The sequence below is a fragment of the Paenibacillus sp. tmac-D7 genome (assembly GCF_006519665.1).
GTDB lineage: Bacteria > Bacillota > Bacilli > Paenibacillales > NBRC-103111 > Paenibacillus_G > Paenibacillus_G validus.
The window spans coordinates 130,299-150,700 of sequence record NZ_VIDW01000008.1; the positions used below are offsets into that span (position 1 = coordinate 130,299).

The 20,402-nt window shown below is 46.5% G+C and carries 23 protein-coding genes and 2 pseudogenes; 4 read left to right on the plus strand and 21 right to left on the minus strand.

The window, feature by feature from the left end:
• Positions 1–52: 52 nt before the first annotated feature.
• The 10 genes from FKP33_RS08355 to FKP33_RS08395 form a co-directional block, all read right to left on the minus strand.
• Positions 53–1,936: an ATP-binding protein gene (locus tag FKP33_RS08355; protein ID WP_141334488.1), complete on the minus strand. Its 1,884-nt coding sequence runs from the start codon at positions 1,934–1,936 to the stop codon at positions 53–55.
• A 12-nt stretch (positions 1,937–1,948) separates the two neighbouring features.
• Complete coding sequence (locus FKP33_RS08360) at positions 1,949–2,227, minus strand: hypothetical protein (RefSeq protein ID WP_054795622.1); 279 nt, start codon at positions 2,225–2,227, stop codon at positions 1,949–1,951.
• Positions 2,228–2,355: 128 nt separating this feature from the next.
• Positions 2,356–2,808, minus strand: coding sequence for a hypothetical protein (locus FKP33_RS08365; protein WP_127609360.1), 453 nt, complete (start codon positions 2,806–2,808; stop codon positions 2,356–2,358).
• A gap of 23 nt (positions 2,809–2,831) precedes the next feature.
• Positions 2,832–3,356, minus strand: coding sequence for a hypothetical protein (locus tag FKP33_RS08370; protein ID WP_141334489.1), 525 nt, complete (start codon positions 3,354–3,356; stop codon positions 2,832–2,834).
• 237 nt (positions 3,357–3,593) lie between these two features.
• Complete coding sequence (locus tag FKP33_RS08375; RefSeq protein ID WP_141334490.1) at positions 3,594–4,622, minus strand: hypothetical protein; 1,029 nt, start codon at positions 4,620–4,622, stop codon at positions 3,594–3,596.
• 156 nt (positions 4,623–4,778) lie between these two features.
• A complete protein-coding gene (locus FKP33_RS08380) occupies positions 4,779–6,011 on the minus strand; it encodes an aminopeptidase (protein WP_127609365.1) in 1,233 nt (410 codons plus the stop codon).
• A 225-nt stretch (positions 6,012–6,236) separates the two neighbouring features.
• Positions 6,237–6,503 carry a DoxX family protein gene (locus tag FKP33_RS27625; protein ID WP_306439342.1) on the minus strand — a complete coding sequence of 89 codons (267 nt, stop codon included), beginning with the start codon at positions 6,501–6,503 and terminating at the stop codon, positions 6,237–6,239.
• Positions 6,479–6,610, minus strand: a complete 132-nt coding sequence (locus tag FKP33_RS27630) for a DoxX family protein (protein WP_258313415.1) — start codon at positions 6,608–6,610, stop codon at positions 6,479–6,481. Before FKP33_RS27630 ends, FKP33_RS27625 begins: the two co-directional genes overlap by 25 nt.
• Before the next feature lie 159 nt (positions 6,611–6,769).
• Complete coding sequence (locus tag FKP33_RS08390; RefSeq protein ID WP_127609369.1) at positions 6,770–7,045, minus strand: NAD(P)-dependent oxidoreductase; 276 nt, start codon at positions 7,043–7,045, stop codon at positions 6,770–6,772.
• Positions 7,046–7,182: 137 nt separating this feature from the next.
• Positions 7,183–7,614 carry an RrF2 family transcriptional regulator gene (locus tag FKP33_RS08395; protein WP_127609371.1) on the minus strand — a complete coding sequence of 144 codons (432 nt, stop codon included), beginning with the start codon at positions 7,612–7,614 and terminating at the stop codon, positions 7,183–7,185.
• 243 nt (positions 7,615–7,857) lie between these two features.
• On the opposite strand from FKP33_RS08395, the gene FKP33_RS28065 reads away from it, so the two are divergent.
• The 3 genes from FKP33_RS28065 to FKP33_RS08410 all read left to right on the plus strand — a co-directional run bounded on the left by FKP33_RS28065 (position 7,858) and on the right by FKP33_RS08410 (position 9,882).
• Entirely contained in the window at positions 7,858–8,187 is a 330-nt protein-coding gene (locus FKP33_RS28065) for a cytochrome P450 (RefSeq protein ID WP_181410083.1), read from the plus strand.
• A 145-nt stretch (positions 8,188–8,332) separates the two neighbouring features.
• Entirely contained in the window at positions 8,333–8,920 is a 588-nt protein-coding gene (locus FKP33_RS08405; protein ID WP_141334492.1) for a TetR/AcrR family transcriptional regulator, read from the plus strand.
• A gap of 23 nt (positions 8,921–8,943) precedes the next feature.
• Positions 8,944–9,882: an SDR family NAD(P)-dependent oxidoreductase gene (locus tag FKP33_RS08410; protein ID WP_141334493.1), complete on the plus strand. Its 939-nt coding sequence runs from the start codon at positions 8,944–8,946 to the stop codon at positions 9,880–9,882.
• Positions 9,883–9,914: 32 nt separating this feature from the next.
• Here FKP33_RS08410 and FKP33_RS08415 read toward each other — a convergent pair whose 3' ends face one another.
• From FKP33_RS08415 to FKP33_RS27440, 11 genes and pseudogenes are all read right to left on the minus strand, one after another.
• On the minus strand, positions 9,915–10,175 hold the full coding sequence (locus tag FKP33_RS08415; protein ID WP_141334494.1) for a metal-sensitive transcriptional regulator: 261 nt from the start codon (positions 10,173–10,175) through the stop codon (positions 9,915–9,917).
• A 91-nt stretch (positions 10,176–10,266) separates the two neighbouring features.
• Positions 10,267–10,748: pseudogene (locus tag FKP33_RS08420) on the minus strand (DsrE/DsrF/DrsH-like family protein).
• 171 nt (positions 10,749–10,919) lie between these two features.
• Positions 10,920–11,825 carry a rhodanese-like domain-containing protein gene (locus tag FKP33_RS08425; protein WP_141334495.1) on the minus strand — a complete coding sequence of 302 codons (906 nt, stop codon included), beginning with the start codon at positions 11,823–11,825 and terminating at the stop codon, positions 10,920–10,922.
• 372 nt (positions 11,826–12,197) lie between these two features.
• Complete coding sequence (locus FKP33_RS08430; RefSeq protein WP_141334496.1) at positions 12,198–13,319, minus strand: fatty acid desaturase family protein; 1,122 nt, start codon at positions 13,317–13,319, stop codon at positions 12,198–12,200.
• Positions 13,304–14,281: a sugar phosphate isomerase/epimerase family protein gene (locus tag FKP33_RS08435; RefSeq protein WP_141334497.1), complete on the minus strand. Its 978-nt coding sequence runs from the start codon at positions 14,279–14,281 to the stop codon at positions 13,304–13,306. Before FKP33_RS08435 ends, FKP33_RS08430 begins: the two co-directional genes overlap by 16 nt.
• A gap of 119 nt (positions 14,282–14,400) precedes the next feature.
• Entirely contained in the window at positions 14,401–15,399 is a 999-nt protein-coding gene (locus FKP33_RS08440) for a sugar ABC transporter substrate-binding protein (RefSeq protein WP_054795615.1), read from the minus strand.
• 223 nt (positions 15,400–15,622) lie between these two features.
• On the minus strand, positions 15,623–16,621 hold the full coding sequence (locus tag FKP33_RS08445; RefSeq protein WP_141334498.1) for a LacI family DNA-binding transcriptional regulator: 999 nt from the start codon (positions 16,619–16,621) through the stop codon (positions 15,623–15,625).
• Positions 16,622–16,773: 152 nt separating this feature from the next.
• Positions 16,774–17,793 carry a Gfo/Idh/MocA family oxidoreductase gene (locus FKP33_RS08450; RefSeq protein ID WP_141334499.1) on the minus strand — a complete coding sequence of 340 codons (1,020 nt, stop codon included), beginning with the start codon at positions 17,791–17,793 and terminating at the stop codon, positions 16,774–16,776.
• A gap of 102 nt (positions 17,794–17,895) precedes the next feature.
• A complete protein-coding gene (locus FKP33_RS08455) occupies positions 17,896–18,891 on the minus strand; it encodes a Gfo/Idh/MocA family protein (RefSeq protein WP_141334500.1) in 996 nt (331 codons plus the stop codon).
• 137 nt (positions 18,892–19,028) lie between these two features.
• Complete coding sequence (locus FKP33_RS27435) at positions 19,029–19,484, minus strand: type 2 periplasmic-binding domain-containing protein (RefSeq protein ID WP_219996643.1); 456 nt, start codon at positions 19,482–19,484, stop codon at positions 19,029–19,031.
• Positions 19,388–20,065, minus strand: coding sequence for an ABC transporter substrate-binding protein (locus tag FKP33_RS27440; protein ID WP_258313414.1), 678 nt, complete (start codon positions 20,063–20,065; stop codon positions 19,388–19,390). Before FKP33_RS27440 ends, FKP33_RS27435 begins: the two co-directional genes overlap by 97 nt.
• 23 nt (positions 20,066–20,088) lie before the next feature.
• Here FKP33_RS27440 and FKP33_RS27965 point away from each other — a divergent pair.
• Positions 20,089–20,271, plus strand: a pseudogene (locus tag FKP33_RS27965) (ABC transporter substrate-binding protein); the annotation flags it as partial.
• Positions 20,272–20,402 lie beyond the last annotated feature (131 nt).

Sequence of the window (20,402 nt, forward strand, 5' to 3'; positions counted from 1 at the left end):
CGAATCGCCGCCTCATGGCCAAAGTGCGGATCAGCTGTATACAACGGGTGCTTCAAACGACAAATCCGATTCTGCTGCCTGTCGCATGCTGTTCGCGCAAGACCGCCGCTTCCGCTCTGAATAACTCAGCTGCCGCCTGTTCGACATCGGATAATGTCAATGTTCTCAGGTCCTGAGCCTCCCGCTCCGCCATATAGCTGACGGCCGACTTAAATAGCTTACGCATGAGTCTGCCGTTCCCCGTATTCCCGGGGCCGAGCTCTTTCATCTTCTCAATAAACTCCTCCACCCTTTCCTTCACGAGGGGAGCATCCGCCAGAACATACTCCTCCTTCGTCACAAAGTAATTGAAAATCCCCCACATTTGCTCATGCGTATAATCCTCAAAGGCAATGATGTTGGTTAGCCTTGAACGCAAGCCCGGATTCGCTTCTTGTATAAAATGCTTCATTTTATCCGTGTAGCCGGCAAAAATAACAAGGGTATCCGGATTGTTCTCCATCTGCCTGATAATCTCCGACAGGGCCTCGTCGGAAAAGCCATCCTTCTGTCCCTCACTCATAAGGCTATAGGCTTCATCTATAAAAATAGTTCCACCCTTCGCTTTTCCGAATAAACCTGCTACGGTGGGGGCTGTCCAGCCGACATACTTCCCGACGAGATCTTTACGGCTCACTTCGACAAATTGGTTGTTATTGAGCACCTCTTCTTCACAGAGCATTTGGCCGAAGATGCGGGCTGTCGTCGTTTTGGCCGTGCCGGGGCTGCCCATGAATACGGCCGCCATGTGGGTTGCCGACGTCTTCAGGCCGCTGGCACTGCGCTGCTTATCGAACTTCATCCGCTTTACGACCCGGACTAATTGAGCCTTCACGTCGTCCAGCCCAATCATTTGATCCAGCAGTGCTGCGGCACCGGATGGCTTCAAAGCAGCGGAAGCCTTCTTGTGCGTTTCGCCAATGATAAACACCTTGTCGAAATCAGCCTTGGTTAATGTTTTCGAGCGGCTCTTCTTCTTTTTAATTGCTTTGCGGACCAAGATTTCCATATCCTGATAGCTGGCAAAGCTGTGACCGCGGTAGCTTTTGAGGAGCTCAATCAGCTTGACGCGGTCCACCGTCTTCGATAGGCTGTACCCTTGTTCCCTGGCGCATTCGGCAATCACACCCTGTAAATAAACGCTCGAAGGAGAGGCAATCCGGCAGCTCTCAAAGTCCAATTCAAACCGCAGCGTTTTCTCAAAGTTGTCAATCGTTTCCGTATCCGTTGGAAGATCCTCTTCCGGAAAAAAACTCGATTCCTCCATGATGTAAATGATAAACCGGCCCACATGCTTAAAGGCCTCCGTCGGTTTCACAAAGCTCATGGGCCCCTCGGTAACCACTAGAGGATACTTTCCCTCAAACCAGTAGGGCTTTTTAGTCTTACTCTCCTCCCCCCAACTAGGCTGATAGGGATGGAAGCCGAAGCCGCCGGCCATCGGCGGCGATTGATTGTAAGCGTTGCTTAATTCCCGGGAAGTGATGACCGGAAGGCTCGTTAGGTTCTCCTCCTTGTAGAGGATGGAATAAACCTCATGCGGTACGTTCCCCTTCGGTTCACCGTCATACGGCTCCTCGCCGGAAGGGTAGTCCGCATCCGTCTCGGCGTCGTCATCCTCCTCTTGCTCAGCCACATTGAGCTGATGTCCTGACTGCAGTTCAAACTTCTTAAACAAGTAGGCTGCTGCCAAAATTCCATCCTCGCGGTACTTGCATTTGACCAGCACTCCCCCTGCCCCCGACAAATCCAGCTCGTCAATCACGGCCAGATGCGGCGCAGCTTTGAAGTCGGCTTTTAGCTCCTTATACGTTAACTCCGGCAGCGGAAGGTACTGCATGATCTCTCCGGTCTGTAAACTATGGGAACGAGTCCTTGCGCTAATCAGCTTGAGCATTTGAAGTCCTCCTTAAGGATACACCGTGATTTCGGCAATAAATTGATGGGGCTTGGAAAGGACCGAGGCGATGAACTCCCATTCATACGAAGCGTCTGCCGGAAGCATGGCTTCAATGGTGTCAGCCAAGTCCGTGATCACGATCAGCGAGCTTTCGGGATGTCCTGTGATCGTGACTTGAACGCTGCGGGCCTGCCATTGGCGCATGAAGGATTCCTTATCCTCGAGTAGAGGACCGGTCAGCCGGCCTTCCTGAACCAGAAATTGAAAAGGGATGCGATGCTGGATCACGGTAACTCCTCCTTAATTCGTCATCTTCTTTGATGAAGCAGCTTGTACGTCTTTCGTGTTCTGTAAAACAAGTATAGGTCATGCCGGCCGGCCGAAACGGGGTCCCCGAAATCCCCGCTTCCCCCGTTTTACGCGAGCAGCTTCGCAATTTTAAGACTAAGCGAGGACACGGTATCGTAGGCGTAGTGAATGGTTTTCATATAGCCATCCGCTTCGTAGGTTTTGATATAAGATCGTTCGATATGATCCACACGGACTTCCGGGCTCCCTGCGTTCAGCTGCTCCATAATCGATGAGATGGCTTCCTCCATCGCGTCATACAGATGGATGACCACCTCATCGTCCATAGGCCCCATGGAAAGGACATAGATCCTGTTCTCCAGGGGGGCTTCCACAATACGAAAAGCCGTATCTCCATAATCGGAATGTAAGATGACCGTTTCCTGCTTCCTTGTGACGATATAGCGGTCGTAATCCGCGTTCTCAGCTATACGCTCCCATGTCGTTTCAGCATGGATGGTATTCATCTCTTCAAGAAAGCCCTCGATCATCTCGTACAACGGAGTAACCTTAATGTCCATTCGGAATAAGGCCCCCTTCTGAATCAGGCGTAGCTGTAGATCTGAAGACCTACGCTATGCCGAGCCAGTCTTGTAACCTGCTCCGCGGTGAACAGATGGAGTTGCTTATCCCGCTCCGATTCCAGGATACGGACCGCAACGGTACCGTTCTCCAGGCTCTTCATGAGCCTCTCACGGTTTGTCGACAACTGCTCCATCTCCTCGCAGCCGAGTCCGCAGAAGTCCAGCTGTACCTCGAGCTTCTCACAGAGATCGTAAGTCAGCTCCTTCAAGACCTCGTGAAATTGCTTGCCCATACGATAGGTCCCGTTCCCCGAGCATTGGAGCGCATGGGATTTGACCAGCGCCGATAGCGCCCAACGAATGCGCTTTTCGAATGACTTGTTCGCCCTTTCCACGCCGACCTGCAGCCACTTCGCTTTATTCTCGTAAAGAATCACGAGCAGGTTTCTTGCCGCTATGCCTGAGCTTTGGTAATCCGGGTCGTCAAATATCGAGCATAGTATCAGGTACTGGATCTGTTGGGACACGCACTTCGAACTGGACATGAGAATCAGCCTCCTTGGAATCGTGGGTTGTCAGCACCAGCGGCGGGTGGCAGCTCAAGGTTCTTTATTACTGCCCTCCGCTGAAGTGCCGCATGCTTTCGATAGGTTTAGTATACGGCTTGAACACGGCCTGTAACGCGATCCCCGCAATCCCCGTTCTCCCCGATTTCACCGCAGAAGGGAACAAAAAAACCAACCGTTCCCCGAGGGAAGCGGTTGGTTTGCGTTTGTTTTAGCCTAGGACAGCAGCTTGGCTATTTTGTCGCTAATCGAGGACAAGGTGTCATAGGAATAACGCTCGGTATGGGTTACTCCATCGGCCAATTCGTACGTTTTCGTATACGTTCTTTCCAAGTGATCAAGCGCATAATCATGATTTGAATGGATAAACTCCATAATCACGGAAATGGCCTCCTCCATCCGTTCGTAGGTCACCACTTCGACCTCATCGTCCATAGGCCCCAGCGAGATCACATATACATTATTTTCAACAGGGGCTTCAAAGACGGTAAACACCATATCCCCATAATCCGAGTTGAACCGAAAGGTCGTCTGTTTCTTCATCACGATAAAGCGGTCATATTCCGCATGGTCGGCTATATGTTCCCAGGTCGATTCCGCATGGAACATATTCATCTCATCGAGAAAGGTCTCCATAAGCTCATTCAGCTTCACTACCCTGATGTCCAAGAGCGTCGTCCTCCCTTCCCCTGCCTTAGTGGAATGGTGCATGATAGCTGCATGGGCTGCAGCCTTCCCGGCCGCTTGAGCGGCTGAGTTCTCTTCCGCAGGTTCCAGGTTCACCGTCCCTTCCGGGGGCAAGGCAGCCGGAGCGTCCTTTTCCTTCACGACGGGATGAGTAAGGTTGTAATTTGCCACAAACTCTTGGATCGTGGTTAAGTAAAGCTGCAGGTCTCTTTGTATGCTATCGCTTATCGTCTTAAGGCTCGGCTCGGCGCCTAGCCCTTCGGAGAGCATCGAACAATAATGGACAAACTGGTTATAGCATTTCCTTTGAGGCGGTTCCATGCCGCAAAAATCCTTCAGCTGCAGTTTTTTCAGGTCTCTGAGCTTTCGCGGCAAATCCTCGGGGAGATCGAAATCATCGTAGATGCGATCCCACACATTAGGCTTCTCCTTCTTCTCTCTCTCCTCTAAAATCGCTTTTCCCGCTCGAATGGTCTCCGAGATGACCCAGTCCTTCAATTTCGTTCTGTTTTTGACCATCGTGAGGATGATCTGGTACGGCTTCTGATCTTCTCTCATGCCTGGAGGGCCTCCTTCAAGGGCTTGCTGATGTTGGTACAAAAAAGCATATTAGGTGCAAAAGCGGGGCACCTAATATGCTTACTTCGATCTCCGGGACCAGCTGACTCTTCCTCAATGCTGAGCCGTATTTAGCCTTTCTTCATGCACGTCTTATCAAAATGCCCAATTGCCCTGTTTAAATACGGGCTCCTCTGTACCGTCGGCCGTCACACCGAAAATATCCATTTCCCCCGAACCGATCATAAAATCGACATGGGTAATACTCGTATTGAGCCCCTTTTCCTTCAGCTCATCCTGTGACATCTTTTTTCCGTCCTTCAAGCAGAAAGCGTAGGCGCTTCCGATAGCCAAATGATTAGAAGCATTTTCGTCGAAAAGTGTGTTGTAATAAAGGATGTTGGACTCTGAAATCGGAGACCGGTGGGGAACCAGCGCAACTTCGCCCAAGTAATGCGAGCCTTCATCCATCTCGACCAAGCCTTTCAGTGTTTCTTCACCCTGCGCGGCGGTTACATTGACAATACGCCCGTTCTCAAATGTAAGCGTGAATTCATCAATCAGATGGCCTCCGTAGCTTAAGGGCTTCGTGCTGGATACTGTACCGTTGACCCCGCCGGCTAACGGCGCGGTGAACACTTCCTCGGTAGGCATGTTCGCGACAAAAGCATTCCCCCGCTCGTCGATGCTGTCGGCAGCTACCCAAATATGGCCCTCGGGGAGCTCAATGGTCAGGTCTGTGCCGGGAGCGAGATAATGCAGCTTTTTATACTTCTTGGCATTGAGATAGTCCGATTTCCGGTTCAAGTTGCTGATATGCTCCTCCCACGCTTTGACCGGATCAGGCTGATCAACCCGCACCGTCCGGAAAATCGCCTCCCACAGCTTGCTAACCTGTTCTTCCTCCGGCAGCCCGGGGAATACCTTCGCAGCCCAACTTTTCGAAGGAGCCGCAATGACGCACCAGCTGAACTTGTCGGACTGCACATACTGCCGGTACTTAGCCATCGCTTTACCGTATGTTTTCTGATAGTTGACGATCCGCTCCTGGGCCACGCCTTTTAGCAGATCCGGATCCGACGATACGATACTGATAACCGCCGCGCCCTTCTCGACAAGCTCCAGCATTTCCCCGGCATACCATTTCGGCTCCTCCAGGAACGATTCATCTGCCGCCATATCATACCGCAAACGGGATACCGTATCGTCGGTCCAATTCACTTTGACCAAATAAGCGCCTGATTCGTAAGCTTTTTTTACAATCAAGCGAACCAGTTCGGCAGAATCAATCGTACCGTTTACGACCAGCGTCTGTCCTTTCTGAATATTTACACCGATCTTGACGACTAGCTCGGCATACTTGCTTAATAATTGTTGAAATTCAGACATTGTCATCCCTCCAAGGTGCTATGTATTTCTTATTATTGTATAGCAAACGCGACGGAAAGCAAAAAATGGACGGTCGACCACCGCCTATGATCACTTCTGGCCGTACACCAGCAGGAAAATCATAAAATATAGGCAGTATAAAACTCAGCTGGCGAGTTCTATACTGCCTTTTTTAATCATTGCCTCATAACCATTTGAATATTTTGTAACAGAGCAGTTGCTTCATCAGTTAAACCCCGGAAAATCGGAAAGCTCGGACGAGCGGATAAAAAATACAATGAGAGATAATAGGCCAAGAAGTACGATCGGGAACGTTTGCTTGAACGAATCCTTGACTCGTACGTGAACCAAGATTCCCCCAATGGCCGTAACACCAAGCCAAAGCGCGCCCGCGGCCGCCCAACTGGATTCCCAAAAGCCGATAATCAATGCCGCAGCACCAACGAATTCAACGATACCGGTAACAACTAGGAACCATTGCGGCAACGCCAATGTTTAAAGCCCTCAACATGCATCTTGGAACCTGTTATTTTCCCCAATCCTGCCATTAAAAACGCTAGAGCCAGCAATCCTTGCAAAACGAATGCCAAAATATCCATCTGATCACTCCTTCTTTTTTATTATATGCAATCAATTAAGGCACATATAACATTAAGTTTCCCCATGCTTCACCCCGTAGTATGAACTAATTGCTAATTGCAGGCGATCTTCTAACATATTCAGCGGTTGCCGCTTGATCCAGCATAAATTGAGCAATGCTAGCTCTTGATATTTACTCCATCGCTCAATTCGGTGTTCATTACCTTTCCTTTTGGACCCAGTAAACTGATGACGGCATCAACTCCAGTTACAGCACGTTCGATTTCTGTCCGATTAGACAGGTCACCCTTGATTATGTCCAATCTTTCGTGTGTAAGGTGGCTGAGCTTTTCTATACTTCTGGCAAATGCAACAACCGCATGCCCCGCTTCAAGTGCCTGTTTAATTAACTCCATTCCTAAAGGGCCGGTTGATCCAAAAACGGTTATCTTCATTCTCTTGCTCCTTCGTTTATTTGTGCTTATAAGAGGCACATTATATTTAAAAATAAAAGAGCAGCCGAAACTGCAACTCAATTAAGCACATTATAGTTGGTTTATAATGGTTTGACTAGTACCTTGCAGAAAAAATATTACATCACGAAAAATTCGACGCGATTCATTACATCCGCAATCGTATATTGACGCAAGTATTCAATCGTTCGCTGTTCGGCTTCATGGAGAATTTTTTCCAGTTCAACGTCGAGTTGTTCACCGGCTTCTCCGCAATTAACATCAGGCTCCACGAACCCCGTACTAACTGCACTGTAGATCTCACCTAACGTAATTTGATCTGCTGGTCTCCGTAAGATATACCCTCCCTCTCGGCCACCCCTTGACTCAACGATACCTGCTGTCGCTAACGCATGCATGACTCTGCGCATAAAAGTTGCGTGCGAATCAACCTGGTTTGCGATCATGGCACTCGATAATACGCTGCCGCTTTTAGCTAACCAGACGATCGAGTGAACTGCTATTTTAAAACGGGGAGGCCCAATGTTAACTCCGCGGTTTGCTGTACTCATTTAATATCACTCCTTAGAACAGCTGTATAAGCTCTAAATGCAACTGTATTAAGCACATCATAGAACAAGATATTTGTATGTGCAAGTGAGCGTCATGAAGTGACAGATGAAAGAATCCGCTTCATAAACTTCAGCATCATTTCTTCTAACGAGTAATCGCCATTGTTGACGCACCATTCAAGTACGATTCCCCTGACAATGACCAGCAAATAATCAGCCATTTCCTCTTCACTCATTTTAGTCGTGAAAGAGGATGTTGAGATCCGGGGCAAACACCTGAAAAAGGGACAACCTCTAATTGTTTTCGTAGGATCCGCAAATCGGGACGAGAACAAATTTGATCGCGCTGATGTATTTGACATTCACCGTCATCCGAATCATCATGTAGCATTTGGACACGGGAATCATTTTTGTTTGGGTGCTCCTTTAGCCCGGCTCGAAGCTGAAATTGCCTTAACCGAATTGATCAAAAAATACGCTTCACTCTCGTTACCGGAAAACTTTACTGTAGATGCGATCGAAAACAGTGCCGTATACGGACTGAGAAGTTTTCCAATCCTCTTGGCTCCATAATCAGATCGGGCAACGACAGCCGATGAGACGTTAAAAGGATCGATTGGCAGCGTAATCTAACCACAAAACTGAAAATGTTGTATAATGATCGATATAGATCATATGATATGTATCACAAGACACACATGGACTCAAGGAGTACGAGATGGCACCTAAATCAAAGTTCAAGAAGGACCAAATCATCGATGCAGCTTTTGAAATCGCAAGAACAGAAGGCATTGATCGCATTACGATCAGGAAGGTGGCTGAGAAGCTGGGGAGTTCCATCGCTCCCATCTATGTCAATTTTAAAGAGGTAGACGAACTGATCCAAGAGGTTATCAAAAAGACCTTTGCTATTAGCAAACAGCTGTTGATGGAACAACATACAGGGCATCCGTTTCATGATATAGGAGTCGCCAGTCTGCGGTTCGCCAAGGAGTATAGTGTCCTGTTTCGAGACCTGGTCATGAAGAAAAATGAGTACATGAACGATCATGATCATGAAATGGGCATGCTTGTGGAGCTGATGAAACAAGACCCCCATCTCGAAGGCCTCACAGACGGGGAACTGATGACCATTTTATTAAAAATGAAAATTTTCCAGACAGGTCTTTCCGTCATGGTGGCCAATGGATTGCTGCCGGACGATTTTGATGAGGAAAAGATGATTCACCTATTAAATAGCACGGCCATGGATATCATTGACGCTGCTCAAATGCGTAAGGCAGGGAATTTGGAAGGACAAAATTAGGGTGAAAAAACAGGAGGATCGATATGAAAGACAAAACCGTTATAATTACAGGAGCAAATTCGGGAATAGGTAAAGCGGCAGCACTAAAGTTTGCGACAGAAGGATATCGTGTTATCATGGCTTGCCGCAATATGGAGATGAGTAGAGCCGCACAAAAAGAAATCACTGAAGTTTCAAACCATACTCACGTAGATCTGATGGAGCTTGATGTTTCTTCTTTCGATTCTATTCGTACATTTTGCTCAGCTTTTAAAGCCAAATACCCGCGCTTGGACATTCTGATCCATAACGCCGCCTACTTAAGCCATGGTGAAAAAGAGTATAAACTTAGCCCCGAGCATATCGAATTGACTTTTGCTACGAACACATTCGGTCCTTTTTTGATGACTCGTTTATTGGCAGATCTTCTCGAAAAATCGCAAGACCCGAGAATCCTTCATGCTTGCACCACAAACATCAAACATTTCTTCGACCCGAAAAGGAAAATCGACTTCGATAATCTGCGCGGCGAATTCCGCGACACGCGGCCTTATAGCGTTTATAAAATGTACGGTGATTCGAAAATGGCGCTATTGATGCTAACCTTCAAAATGGCAGAAGAATTTAAAAGCCAGGGGATCAAAGTCAATGCCCTTCAAATTAACCGGGTAAAACTATCAAAAGAGACGATTAAAAAAATGCGTTCCTTTTGGAAAGTACTTGCTTGGGCCCAAAATCTGACTAATCCTTTACCGTCAGGCATGGCCGATAGCTATTTTCACATTTGCACCTCGGATGAATTTAAGAATGTTACCGGCCAGCTTATTAACCATAAGAGAGAGATTGTTCAGCCATCACCAAACGAAACAGGCATCGCACAATTGAAGAACATATTCGGATCAGGGAGTTATCCCAGCTATGCGACTGATGCTCAAAATGTTGAAAAAATATGGAAGTTGAGCACTACGCTGACTGAAGGTTAATTTTTCGGAAGGGATGCCCGGGAAGGGTTGCTTTAATGGCTTTTCACTAACAACTCAACCGCTTGTTTAACCATTTTGCTTGTATCTCTTCCGGCTTCCTTTTCCTCCATAATACATTGCTCCAAATTCACCGCTACAATGTAAGCAATCGCTTTATCCGCAGCGCTTCTAACGGCGGAGATTTGGTTCACGACATCCTTGCAGTCTTGATCCTCCTCCATCATTTTCAAGACACCGCGAATTTGACCTTCTATACGTTTTAATCTTTTCTTTACATCATCATCGTATTTCATATTAAATCCTTCCTTTCGATTGATACCGGTATAGGTATATTATTGCCGATATGGGTAACGAAAACAACCAGGAAGGAAGGAAAATTCACTACTAAATAAACAAATTCACTTTCGCATCGGCAGCATCACCTAAATAAGCTGCTAACCCGCATATTCAACACCTTCTAAAGGCTCTTCCTTCTGCAAGCCGAGCAAGTCCATGGTCATGGTACAAGCCACTAATGTAACGCCTTGCTCTTGCACCAATCCGATTAATTGGGGTAAAGTCAAGGCATTATGTTTTTTCATGACGTGCTTGATCATTTTCGGACCTATGCCGCCGAAATTCATCTTAGATAGTCCAAGTTTGTCTGCGCTGCGCGGCATCATTTTAGCGAACATGTTCTCCAGAAATCCCTTTTTCACCAAAACGTCTTCATCTTTTCGAAGTGCATTCAGCCCCCAAAAGGTACAGAAAATCGTTACTTCGTGGTCATACGCGGCGGCTCCATTTGCAATAATGAATGCCGCGGTAGCTTTATCCAATACCCCGCTAAAAAGAACAATCGTTGTTTTTTCTTTTTGTTCTCCCATGAATTCCATCCCCATTTTGTTTTAATGAACGAAGACTACCATATTCCGGTTGCTTCTCCTATAAACTCAGAAAATGCATCGGCATCTATATATTTCACAATATTAAGAATATTGTCACTTTCGATCCTCCTCCATCCAACCCCCATGCGGTATATAATTGAATTTCTATCCTTATTGATCTTCGTCTTTTTCGACTTCATAAGCCCATTGCGACATACCAGGGGTTACATTACTAACGCTTTTGAATCCTTTTTCGGTTAACCTTTGGCATGCTATATCACTCCGGTGTCCGGTACGGCAAACCACATAATACTCACCGCTTGGATCAAGCTGGCTTATCTTCTCCTCAAGCTCTCCCATAGGAATTGATATGGCGCCGGGGATCCGACCAAAAGCATATTCTGCCGGCTCCCGCACGTCGAGGATCTGAACGTTATCTCCGGAGGTTACTGTAGCTTGGATCTCGTCATTCGTCACCGTATGCGGATATTGCTTCTCCGCTTTGGTTTCGGAAGGTTCTGCTTTTCGAATGAAGTGACGGAATACGCCATTTTCCTCTTTTAAGCCTACATATTGATGCCCATTTTCTTTTGCAAAGCTTGCAAAAACTTCAGTCATCCGAACGGCATCAATCACAGCAGCTTCACCATTGGATATGACCATGTAAGACAGGCATCCTTTGCCGATTCGTACAAATTGATAGATTTCTCCTCCATCTTGCAGATCCCCAACTTTGACCGGTTCCAGATGTTCACTCCAAGACTTCATACCGCCAAGGAGATAAGCGATGTTTTGTTTACCTTGTTCAAGCAATTGCTCCGCTACAAATATTGAGGAACCTTCCTTCGCACAAACAACCAGAACTTCTTGATCATCCGGAATTTCATCAAGAACGGCATCAACACCCTCAAGCAGTTCAAAGTAAGGCATATTGATTACTTGAACTTGTTTACCTTCTATTTTCCAATCATTAAAGTCGCTTTCATTACGAACATCTAAAATAAAAATGCGTTCATGGTTCAAAACTTTATTAGCCAATTCTGCCGAGCTCATTCCACACAATTGCACATCATTCATCTTATTTCCCTCCGGTATTCACAATTAAAATAAAATTGAAATCCATGAATGAGCTCAAGAAGCCGATGACGAAGATGGTAATGAACCATGTCATATCCCATAGGGCTCTTCCCCTTCAAATACCCATAGGGGTATATAAAAGAGTAAAAAAAATCCCGACTTAAACCAAGTTTTTGTACGGAGACATGTATTGGATTTGAAGTTAGCCCCTCTTATTCTACATATACCCATATAGGTATGTAAACACCTATAATAAACATTTTCTCATTCGTCAACTTTTAAATTACTTTAGCAGTTCCGCATTTGTCTTTAAGAAAAGTTGTAATAATCATAAAGAGCAGATCATCATACATGATCTGCCCGAATCTATTTTCACCGCGTAGCCTTTAGTTCCTGTACATCTGTCACGTCTGAAACCACCGTTCCAAACGGGTGGGGACCATATCGATACGGCCGCGCTGTGGCCGGCAATGGACGGACAACATTATACGCGGGATCCTTTCGTTGCCTTATAAGCACCGAAATAACTTCTTTTAGAGCCGCCCATAGACTTGGGGCTGCCGCTGGACAGTCAGACTTCATCTCTTTATGTAGGGCTGGCAGTGCATGATACGGTACCATTGGAAACATATGATGCTCGATGTGATAGTTCATGTTCCAATAAAGGAAACGAATAATTGGGTTGGTATAGAAGGTACGACAGTTCAAACGATGATCAAGAACATCTTCATTAAGACCCAAGTGTTGCGTAAGAACAAATAACCAACCAAGCCAAGAGCCGTAAAAAACCGGCAAGCCGATAAACATGGCCGGCAGTATGCTTCGCATGTAAACGCACGCAAGGATCACAGCCAAACAGGCGAGTATAAAAACACGCGCTTCCCAGTACACTTTTTTGTGCTCTGAGGAAGGAATATATTTTTCTTCCTCTTCGTTCATCTTACCAAAGAAATGTATCATAGTCCTTTTAAAATCTTTTACGACGACAAACATCCGGAAAAATTCAATCAAAATAATTTTCCATACGGGAGGCCGTTCGGTGACAATTTCAGGGTCACTTCCTACAATGATGGTATCGGTATGGTGACGAGTGTGACTCCATCGCCAAACCGTAGCAGGCCGGAGAATCATAAAGGATGTAATTTGATAAAGGGCTTCATTCATCCAAGGCGTCTTAAATGGTGTTCCGTGTCCGGATTCGTGCTGTCGGGAATCACCGCATGTACCCCAGAGAACGCCGTAAACTGCGAACGCCGGAACCGCCCACCATGTCCCCCATGCGCGGTACGCTATAACACCCGTGATTAGGAGTGCAGCGAACCAGATGATGGTATCTCGAATTGCCGGTCCATTCTTGCGCTTCATGAGTTCTTTCATTCGCTTCCGAGGTATCGGACAGGTGTACCACTCCGCACCAACAAGCCCTTTTTCCTTTGCCAATCTACTCTCTGGTCCGGTTATACTATAGTTCCTTCGTTTCACAGTGACAGACATGATCTTCTCCTCCTGGCTTCTTCTCTGCTTATTCGAAAATTTTGGGCAACGTTTCTTTCAGTATTTTTTACCGCAGTCAATTGATCCATAGTTTGATCTTCATTTTCAAGGCTTACGGGTCCGCTATAACCAATCATTCTGAGTACCGTGAAGAACTCGCTCCACCAATTCGCATCATGGCCGTATCCCAATGCTGCGAAATTCCATGAACGCTCAGCAAAACATTCGACGGTTTTGGTATCAAGTGCCCCATCCCTGCCAATGATTCCTCTTTCAAAACGTACGTCTTTGGCATGAACATGATAAATGGCTTCTCCTAAATGCCTTGCAGCCAGAATGGGATCTCCTCCCATCCAAAACAAGTGGCTCGGGTCAAGATTCATTCCGACCATTTCCCCTACACGGTTCCTTAATTTATATAGGGTCTCCGCATTATAAACCAATTGGCATCCGTGATTCTCCAGAGCGATCCTTTCTATGCCGTGTTCTTTCGCTTGCTTCACAGTTTTCTCCCAATAAGGGATCGCAATTTCATCCCATTGCCAGTTCAGAACTTGTGTATTCAACGGCGGCCAGCTTGTTGTGATCCAGTTAGGGATTTTATCTTCGGGCCCTCCGCCGGGAAGTCCGGACATCATCACAATCTTTTTTACTCCGAGAAGCTCCGCGAGTCTGAAGGTTTTTTCCACTACTGCCTGATGCAATCTTCCTTCTTCATTGGGAGCCAATTGATTGCCGGAGCAATTCAACGCTGCTATTTCGAGCCCTGCGTTTTTGATGGCATTAACAAAAGCGTCGCGTTTCCGTACGCTCTCGAGCAAATCATCCAAGTCGACATGCGGTGCTCCCGACCAATTGCCGCATCCAAACTCTAAAGACTCATAACCTAATGATGCGGCTGTTTGGAGCATTTCTTCCAAAGACATATTCCCCAATGAATCCGTTACAAGACATAGTCTCATAAGATTTCCCCTTTCCATCCCATGTATTTGTTGACTTTCTTTATTTCCAAGATGTCAGCTGCAAAAGGACACTTCTTCGCGAAGTGTCCTTTTGCTCTGACCTTAGCGCTACAAAATGATTATTTCCATTTCTTCACATACTCTTCTACGTTTTCTTTCGTTACAAGTTGATAGGGAATAAAATTGTCATGTTCAACATGTTCACCTTTGGCCGCCTTAATAGCCGCTTCCAACCCGCCTGCGCCTTGACCATACGCATCTTGGAATACGGTTACTTTAAGTTCGCCGGACTTAATAAATTCTAAAGCGTCCGGTGTAGCATCAATTCCTGCAACCAAAATGTCCTTCATTTTTCCTGCCGCCTTGATCGCATTGATCGCACCGATCGCCATCTCATCATTGTTAGCTACAACAGCGTCAATAGGTTTGCCGGAGTTCAACCAGTTTTCCATCAAGGACATGCCTTTGGCACGATCAAAGTCTCCCGAACCTTGTAACACCACTTTCATGTCCGGGTACTTGGTGATGACTTGCATATTTCCTTCCGTCCGTTTGATTTGCGCCTCTGCCCCCATCGTTCCGTCCATAATGGCAATATTGCCTTTTCCATTGAGTAATTTGGCTACTTGCTCCATTTCAATCGTCCCTGATTGGATAGAACTGCCGCCGACATAAGCAGTTGCTTTGTCAATGCCATCAAAAGTCCGGTTCACAATAATAATCGGAATATTCGCCTGATTTGCCTTTTCTACTATAGTCGGTGCAGAAACCGTATCGACCGGGATGATTACAATCGCATTCACCTTCTGTGCAATGAAGGTTTCAACCTGGCTAACCTGTTTATTAGCGTCATTTTGCGCATCATTATAGATGACATTCACATCAGTCTGAGACTCTGCATATTTCTTCGCGCCTGCAAGCAAGTATGTAAAAAACATAGCGCTAAAGTCAGGTATGGATACACCAACGACAATTTTCTTACCCTTGTCAGAGGAAGCATTGCCCGCCGGTTGGTTTTGGGAACTTGGCCCGGCCGTTCCACCGGAGCAACCGGAGAAGATCAGTGTCACAAACAACAAGCAGCTCAACAACAATACCATGCTTCTTTTCATTTTCATGGATAAACCCTCCTCAATTCATTTTAGTCAACCGATATTTTCGCTGCAAAGCATCAAAATAACAGCGCTTTCGTGAAATTGTCTGCTTATCATCCCGTCATATTCGAAAGCGATTTCATTTTAGTGTGGACGGATAAACGTTTAACCACGAGCATCGCGTTCACAGCCTACACTCGCTATCAGGCTGGAGCATCGCTTCCGTCCTGATAGCTTCTTGGCATTGCTAACTTAATGGCGGTTTCACCGATTCCCGAATGACCAATTCCGGAGCCATAACAATTCGTTTTTTAATCTTCTTTTTCCCAGTAATTTCCTGATACAATAAATCCATCACTTGTCGGCCCATTTCACCGACAGGCTGGTTCATCGTTGTTAATGACGGAGTCGTAATTTCAGCTAAAATCGTGTTATCGTAACCTATGACCGATAACTGATCAGGAATGATGATACCCCGTTCTTTGGCGCTAAGCATGACTCCAATCGCCAGTAAATCGTTGCCGGCTACGATGGCCGTCGGCGGTTCGGAGTATTCCATCAGTTTAGCTGCCGCTTCCTTTCCGTCTTCTTTTGTAAAGCCGCTCAGAATGAGTTTTTCATCACACGGCAGTCCTGCTTCCTCTAATGCATGCTTATATCCTCGTAACCGCTCGCGTCCATTGTCTAAATCCAATACGATCGTGCCTATTCTTCTATGTCCTAAACCGATTAAATAGGAGGTCGCTTGATAACCGCCCATAAAATCGTCAACCGTAACCGTATCTACAGCAATTGTCTTGCTGTCTCTGGTAATAAGCGCGATAGGAATATGTTGTTCAACTAAATCTCTTAGCATGTCTTCGTTTTGGAAGCCGGATGCAGAAATAATGCCATCTACCCGCTTCTGGTTCAATACGGAAATGTACCAAGCTTCCTTTTCCGGATCATAATCGGTATTGCACATAACCACGCTATATCCAAGTTCTTTGCCGCGGTCTTCCACACTGCGGGCAATTTCACTTGAGAATGGGTTAGAAAGATCGGGGATCAAAAGACCAACCGTGTAAGTCGACTTTCCTTTTAGTGCCGATGCCATCATGTTTGGTCGATAATTCATATCCTGCATGATGGTTAAAATTTTTTTTCGGGTTTCTTCGCTCATCCGCCCGGTATTATGAATCGCTTTGGATACGGTAGCAATCGAAACGCCGGCTTCCCTGGCAATATCCACAATGGTTGGTTTCATCACATATTCCCTCCTTCCTAAACCCGAATTGATCTGGCGATGCTATGCCCGAAATGTGGCCTTGCCGATATTATACAAAAAAATAAAAGTTGCCGCCAATTCCCACATTATCGCACGAAAACACATTCATAAGGAATTCATGTTGCCGCCGCTTAACGGTTCAACTTGACTTCTCTGCCTGTTCGATAGGACTCCGTAGCGGCAATGGCAATTTCTAAGGCCGCTTTACCGTCTATCTCCGTACAGGAAGGCCGCTCGTTGTTCTTTATACACGCAATAAAATGCGCCATCTCGAGCGAATAGAAATCCAACAACCGATCAGGGAATATGGGTATCATGTCCTGATTCCCTTTTGAAGTTAATAGGGTTAGATCATGGTTTCTAAAGGCACCGATCTGAATCGCGCCTTCCGTCCCGATAATTTCGCAGCGCAAATCAAAACCATATGGAGAATTCCGGCTGGATTCAATATCACCCGCAGCGCCGGAAGCAAATTGTAGATAGGTATTCGCCTGATCCGCATCTTGGTATTCTTCAATAAATGGATGCAGGTAAATGCCGCCTCTTGCAGAGACCGATGTTACTTCGGAACCCATAAGAAACCTTGCCATATCGTAATCGTGAATAGCCAAATCCACAAAAATGCCGCCGCTATGCTTTATGAACTCAACTGGCGGGGAAATGGGATATTTTCCGATAGGGTTATCCCTTGTAATTCCTTTAAATAAAAGCGGCTTGCCTATTTCTCCTGATTGTATTCTTTTTTTCGCATCGACAAAGGCCGGGTCAAATCTTCTCATAAAACCAACCATACAATGCACCCGATGCTCTTGTACGATACTAATCACTTCATCGGCCTCTTCCAAAGTTCGGGTTACAGGTTTTTCGACAAAAATATGTTTTCCGCTTTTTGCGGCGCTCTTGATCATTTCGGCATGGGTCCCTGTAGGAGTAGCAATAATAACAGCATCTATGCTCGGATCATTAAAAACCTCGGACGGATCTGCCGACCATTTGGCTACATGCAGTTCGCCGGCGACTTGTTCGGCTCTGCCTTCGAGCGCATCGACCACATGTGCCAACTGAACATCATTGTTTAATGCAAGCTTTTTTGCGTGAATGTAGCCTAAACGCCCCAGTCCCAATACGGCAAATCGCACCTGTTTCATCATTCCCATTCTCACTCATTTCCACTAGTTATATTCCTGGTTTATGGATAAACGTTTAACCATCGTTCATGATAAAGCATGAAGGAATGCGATTACAATGATGATTTATATGAGCAAGAACGTTTCTCTATTCATGGATTCAAGACACGCTTCCATCACTTTCATGTTTTGAATCGTATTTTCCGGCGTATAGGTGGGCGTTCGCCCTTCCAGCACACATTGAGAGAAGTGTTCGACTTGAAGCACATACTGATGTCCGATCAACTTTTCTTCCCGGAAAATTCCATCCTTTGTTTGGGTCACGATGAGGGCTTCGCCATTCACCATTTGCGGAACAAAGGCCCTTGTCGCTTTAACGCTGCCTTTCGTTCCAACGATTTCATAATGATCTTCCCGCGTACGATCCATCGAGACATCGAATAAGGCGGTCATTCCATTATCGAGCTCCATAATCCCGATGACGGACATATCCACTCGGCCCCCGGAATCCTTCCGTCCCGAAGCAAAAATTCGAACAGGTTCAGCGCCCAGGGCATTTCTGATGGAATGCACGCAGTATCCGCCCAAATCATACATACTGCCGCCACCCATTGCCGGATTTACGCGAATATTTCCAGCCCGGTCATCGAGATAAAACGAAAGACTTACCCTCATAATTTTCGGCTCGCCGATTTCGCCGGAAGCAATAATCTCCCGTACTCTTTGATGCTGCGGATGAAATTGATACATAAAGGCTTCCATAAAAAGAACATCGCTCTTTTTGCAAACTTCTATCATTTCTTCAGCTTCACTCGCGGTTAAAGCCGCTGGCTTCTCGCAAAGTACATGCTTCCCGTTTTCCGCAGCTCTCTTTACCCATTGCGAATGAAGCGCGTTCGGCAGCGGAATGTAAACCGCATCGACTTCCGGGTCTCTCAATAAGTCCTCATAGGTTTCATAGACCTTAGGAATGCCGAACTTCAAAGCAATGTCTTTCACTTTAGTATTGGAACTGGCGATGGCAACGACTTCTGCATTCGAAGCATCCATAAAAGCAGGCAGCAGTTCATCTTGAGCGATTTGTGCCGTACTCAAGATTCCCCAACGAACAGATGCAGTCAATGATTTCAGCTCCCTTAGGATTATGTAGATTATGCCTGATCTTCATGCATGATTTTTTTATAGCTTTGTTTTCCCTCCTCGACGCTCAAATGGTTGGTTAAACCTTTTTCCACCTTTATATTAGCTCACCCATACAATTATTTCAATATAATTTTCAGGGTGCCGGCGCCTGCTCTACATTCCCGCGTCACAGCCAGCGTTTTATCCACGAATTTGCCTACATCAACCTTGGAGGGAAGTACCTGCAGCTCGGAGAATATGTCGCTGACCTGCTGGACCTTCTTGATATCGTCGTCGCTCACCTGACGCAAGCTTTGCTCCCCTCGTCCGACAACGGCCTTGGCTGTATGTTCTCCTAGCCGGGTTTGATCCTGATATACCTTGGCATACGCGTCCTGGTTCTGATTGCTCCAATCCCAGGCTTTGGCGAATCGTTGTAGAACGTCTTGAATCGCGGCCCTTTTGCCCGGATCCGCAAGCGCTTTGTCGGATGCGGTTAAGAATCCGATGCCCGTATTGATATCCGTGCCATCCCTAAGTACACGTGCCCCTTGCCCTTGGCGATGGCATTGTAGGGATCGAAGGTCGCCCATACCTCGATCTTTCCGGAGGTAAAAGCGGCTAACGCATCCGTTGGTAACACAAAACTAATTTTTACGTCATCGACAGTAAGCCCCGCTTCCTTCAGAGCGCCGATGAGCAAATATTGGGCAACGCTGCCCTTTGCGGAAGAGACGACTACGGTTTTCCCTTTAAGCTCTGCAATCGATTTAATCGGGGAGTCTTTAGGAACAAGAATCGTAATGCTCTTGCTAGGGCTCGTCGTCGTCGCCACGATCTTAATCGGAACGTCGGATCCGGCAGCTGACAGAACAGGCGTATCCCCAGCAGGAGCCGTATCCACTTCACCTGATCTTACCGCTTCAAATAAAGGGGCGGCCCCTTGAAAATTCGCCCACTTGATTTTGTACGGCGTGCCTTCCAATACCTTGGCCGCTTCCACTCTCGCACGGTACTCTCCGTCTTGATCTCCCAAGACCAGCGTAACCTGCGAGAGGTCTATTTTCTTTTCTTCCGGTTTGGCATTCTCCGCTTGACCGCTAGCCGTGCCATTAACAGGAGCGTCCGTCTTTACACCGCAAGCTGCTAGAACGAAGACAGCAAGCGCCGTCATCGCCAAGAAAGCTATAATTTGCTTTCGACAGCCTGGTCGTGGAATTACCGGATCATACCTTTAAGCCTTGGCTAGCTACATCATGGGAGGTAACGGAAGATAAGAAGACTTACACATTCAAGCATCGGGATGATGTGAAGTTTCATGACGGCACCCCGTTTGATGCCGAAGCTGTTAAATTTACGTTTGACCGAATTAAAAGCCCTCCGTCGGCCGGCGTTCCTTATTCGTGAAATTGAAATAAGTGAAGATTTTATTCAAAAAAAATGAACATTTGAACAACCGTATGCCCCTAATAATGAACGGACGGCTCGTCTGGACTAAGCCGCCCGTTATG

What these genes read in the sequence shown, in the direction of transcription:
- FKP33_RS08355 (WP_141334488.1), bottom strand. Translation starts at nt 1,936, where the DNA reads ATGCTCAAGCTGATTAGCGCAAGGACTCGTTCCCATAGTTTACAGACC.
- FKP33_RS08365 (WP_127609360.1), bottom strand. Translation starts at nt 2,808, where the DNA reads ATGGACATTAAGGTTACTCCGTTGTACGAGATGATCGAGGGCTTTCTT.
- FKP33_RS08370 (WP_141334489.1), bottom strand. Translation starts at nt 3,356, where the DNA reads ATGTCCAGTTCGAAGTGCGTGTCCCAACAGATCCAGTACCTGATACTA.
- FKP33_RS08375 (WP_141334490.1), bottom strand. Translation starts at nt 4,622, where the DNA reads ATGAGAGAAGATCAGAAGCCGTACCAGATCATCCTCACGATGGTCAAA.
- FKP33_RS08380 (WP_127609365.1), bottom strand. Translation starts at nt 6,011, where the DNA reads ATGTCTGAATTTCAACAATTATTAAGCAAGTATGCCGAGCTAGTCGTC.
- FKP33_RS27630 (WP_258313415.1), bottom strand. Translation starts at nt 6,610, where the DNA reads ATGGATATTTTGGCATTCGTTTTGCAAGGATTGCTGGCTCTAGCGTTT.
- FKP33_RS08390 (WP_127609369.1), bottom strand. Translation starts at nt 7,045, where the DNA reads ATGAAGATAACCGTTTTTGGATCAACCGGCCCTTTAGGAATGGAGTTA.
- FKP33_RS08395 (WP_127609371.1), bottom strand. Translation starts at nt 7,614, where the DNA reads ATGAGTACAGCAAACCGCGGAGTTAACATTGGGCCTCCCCGTTTTAAA.
- FKP33_RS08405 (WP_141334492.1), top strand. Translation starts at nt 8,333, where the DNA reads ATGGCACCTAAATCAAAGTTCAAGAAGGACCAAATCATCGATGCAGCT.
- FKP33_RS08410 (WP_141334493.1), top strand. Translation starts at nt 8,944, where the DNA reads ATGAAAGACAAAACCGTTATAATTACAGGAGCAAATTCGGGAATAGGT.
- FKP33_RS08415 (WP_141334494.1), bottom strand. Translation starts at nt 10,175, where the DNA reads ATGAAATACGATGATGATGTAAAGAAAAGATTAAAACGTATAGAAGGT.
- FKP33_RS08425 (WP_141334495.1), bottom strand. Translation starts at nt 11,825, where the DNA reads ATGAATGATGTGCAATTGTGTGGAATGAGCTCGGCAGAATTGGCTAAT.
- FKP33_RS08430 (WP_141334496.1), bottom strand. Translation starts at nt 13,319, where the DNA reads ATGTCTGTCACTGTGAAACGAAGGAACTATAGTATAACCGGACCAGAG.
- FKP33_RS08435 (WP_141334497.1), bottom strand. Translation starts at nt 14,281, where the DNA reads ATGAGACTATGTCTTGTAACGGATTCATTGGGGAATATGTCTTTGGAA.
- FKP33_RS08440 (WP_054795615.1), bottom strand. Translation starts at nt 15,399, where the DNA reads ATGAAAATGAAAAGAAGCATGGTATTGTTGTTGAGCTGCTTGTTGTTT.
- FKP33_RS08445 (WP_141334498.1), bottom strand. Translation starts at nt 16,621, where the DNA reads ATGAAACCAACCATTGTGGATATTGCCAGGGAAGCCGGCGTTTCGATT.
- FKP33_RS08450 (WP_141334499.1), bottom strand. Translation starts at nt 17,793, where the DNA reads ATGATGAAACAGGTGCGATTTGCCGTATTGGGACTGGGGCGTTTAGGC.
- FKP33_RS27435 (WP_219996643.1), bottom strand. Translation starts at nt 19,484, where the DNA reads ATGGGCGACCTTCGATCCCTACAATGCCATCGCCAAGGGCAAGGGGCA.
- FKP33_RS27440 (WP_258313414.1), bottom strand. Translation starts at nt 20,065, where the DNA reads ATGACGGCGCTTGCTGTCTTCGTTCTAGCAGCTTGCGGTGTAAAGACG.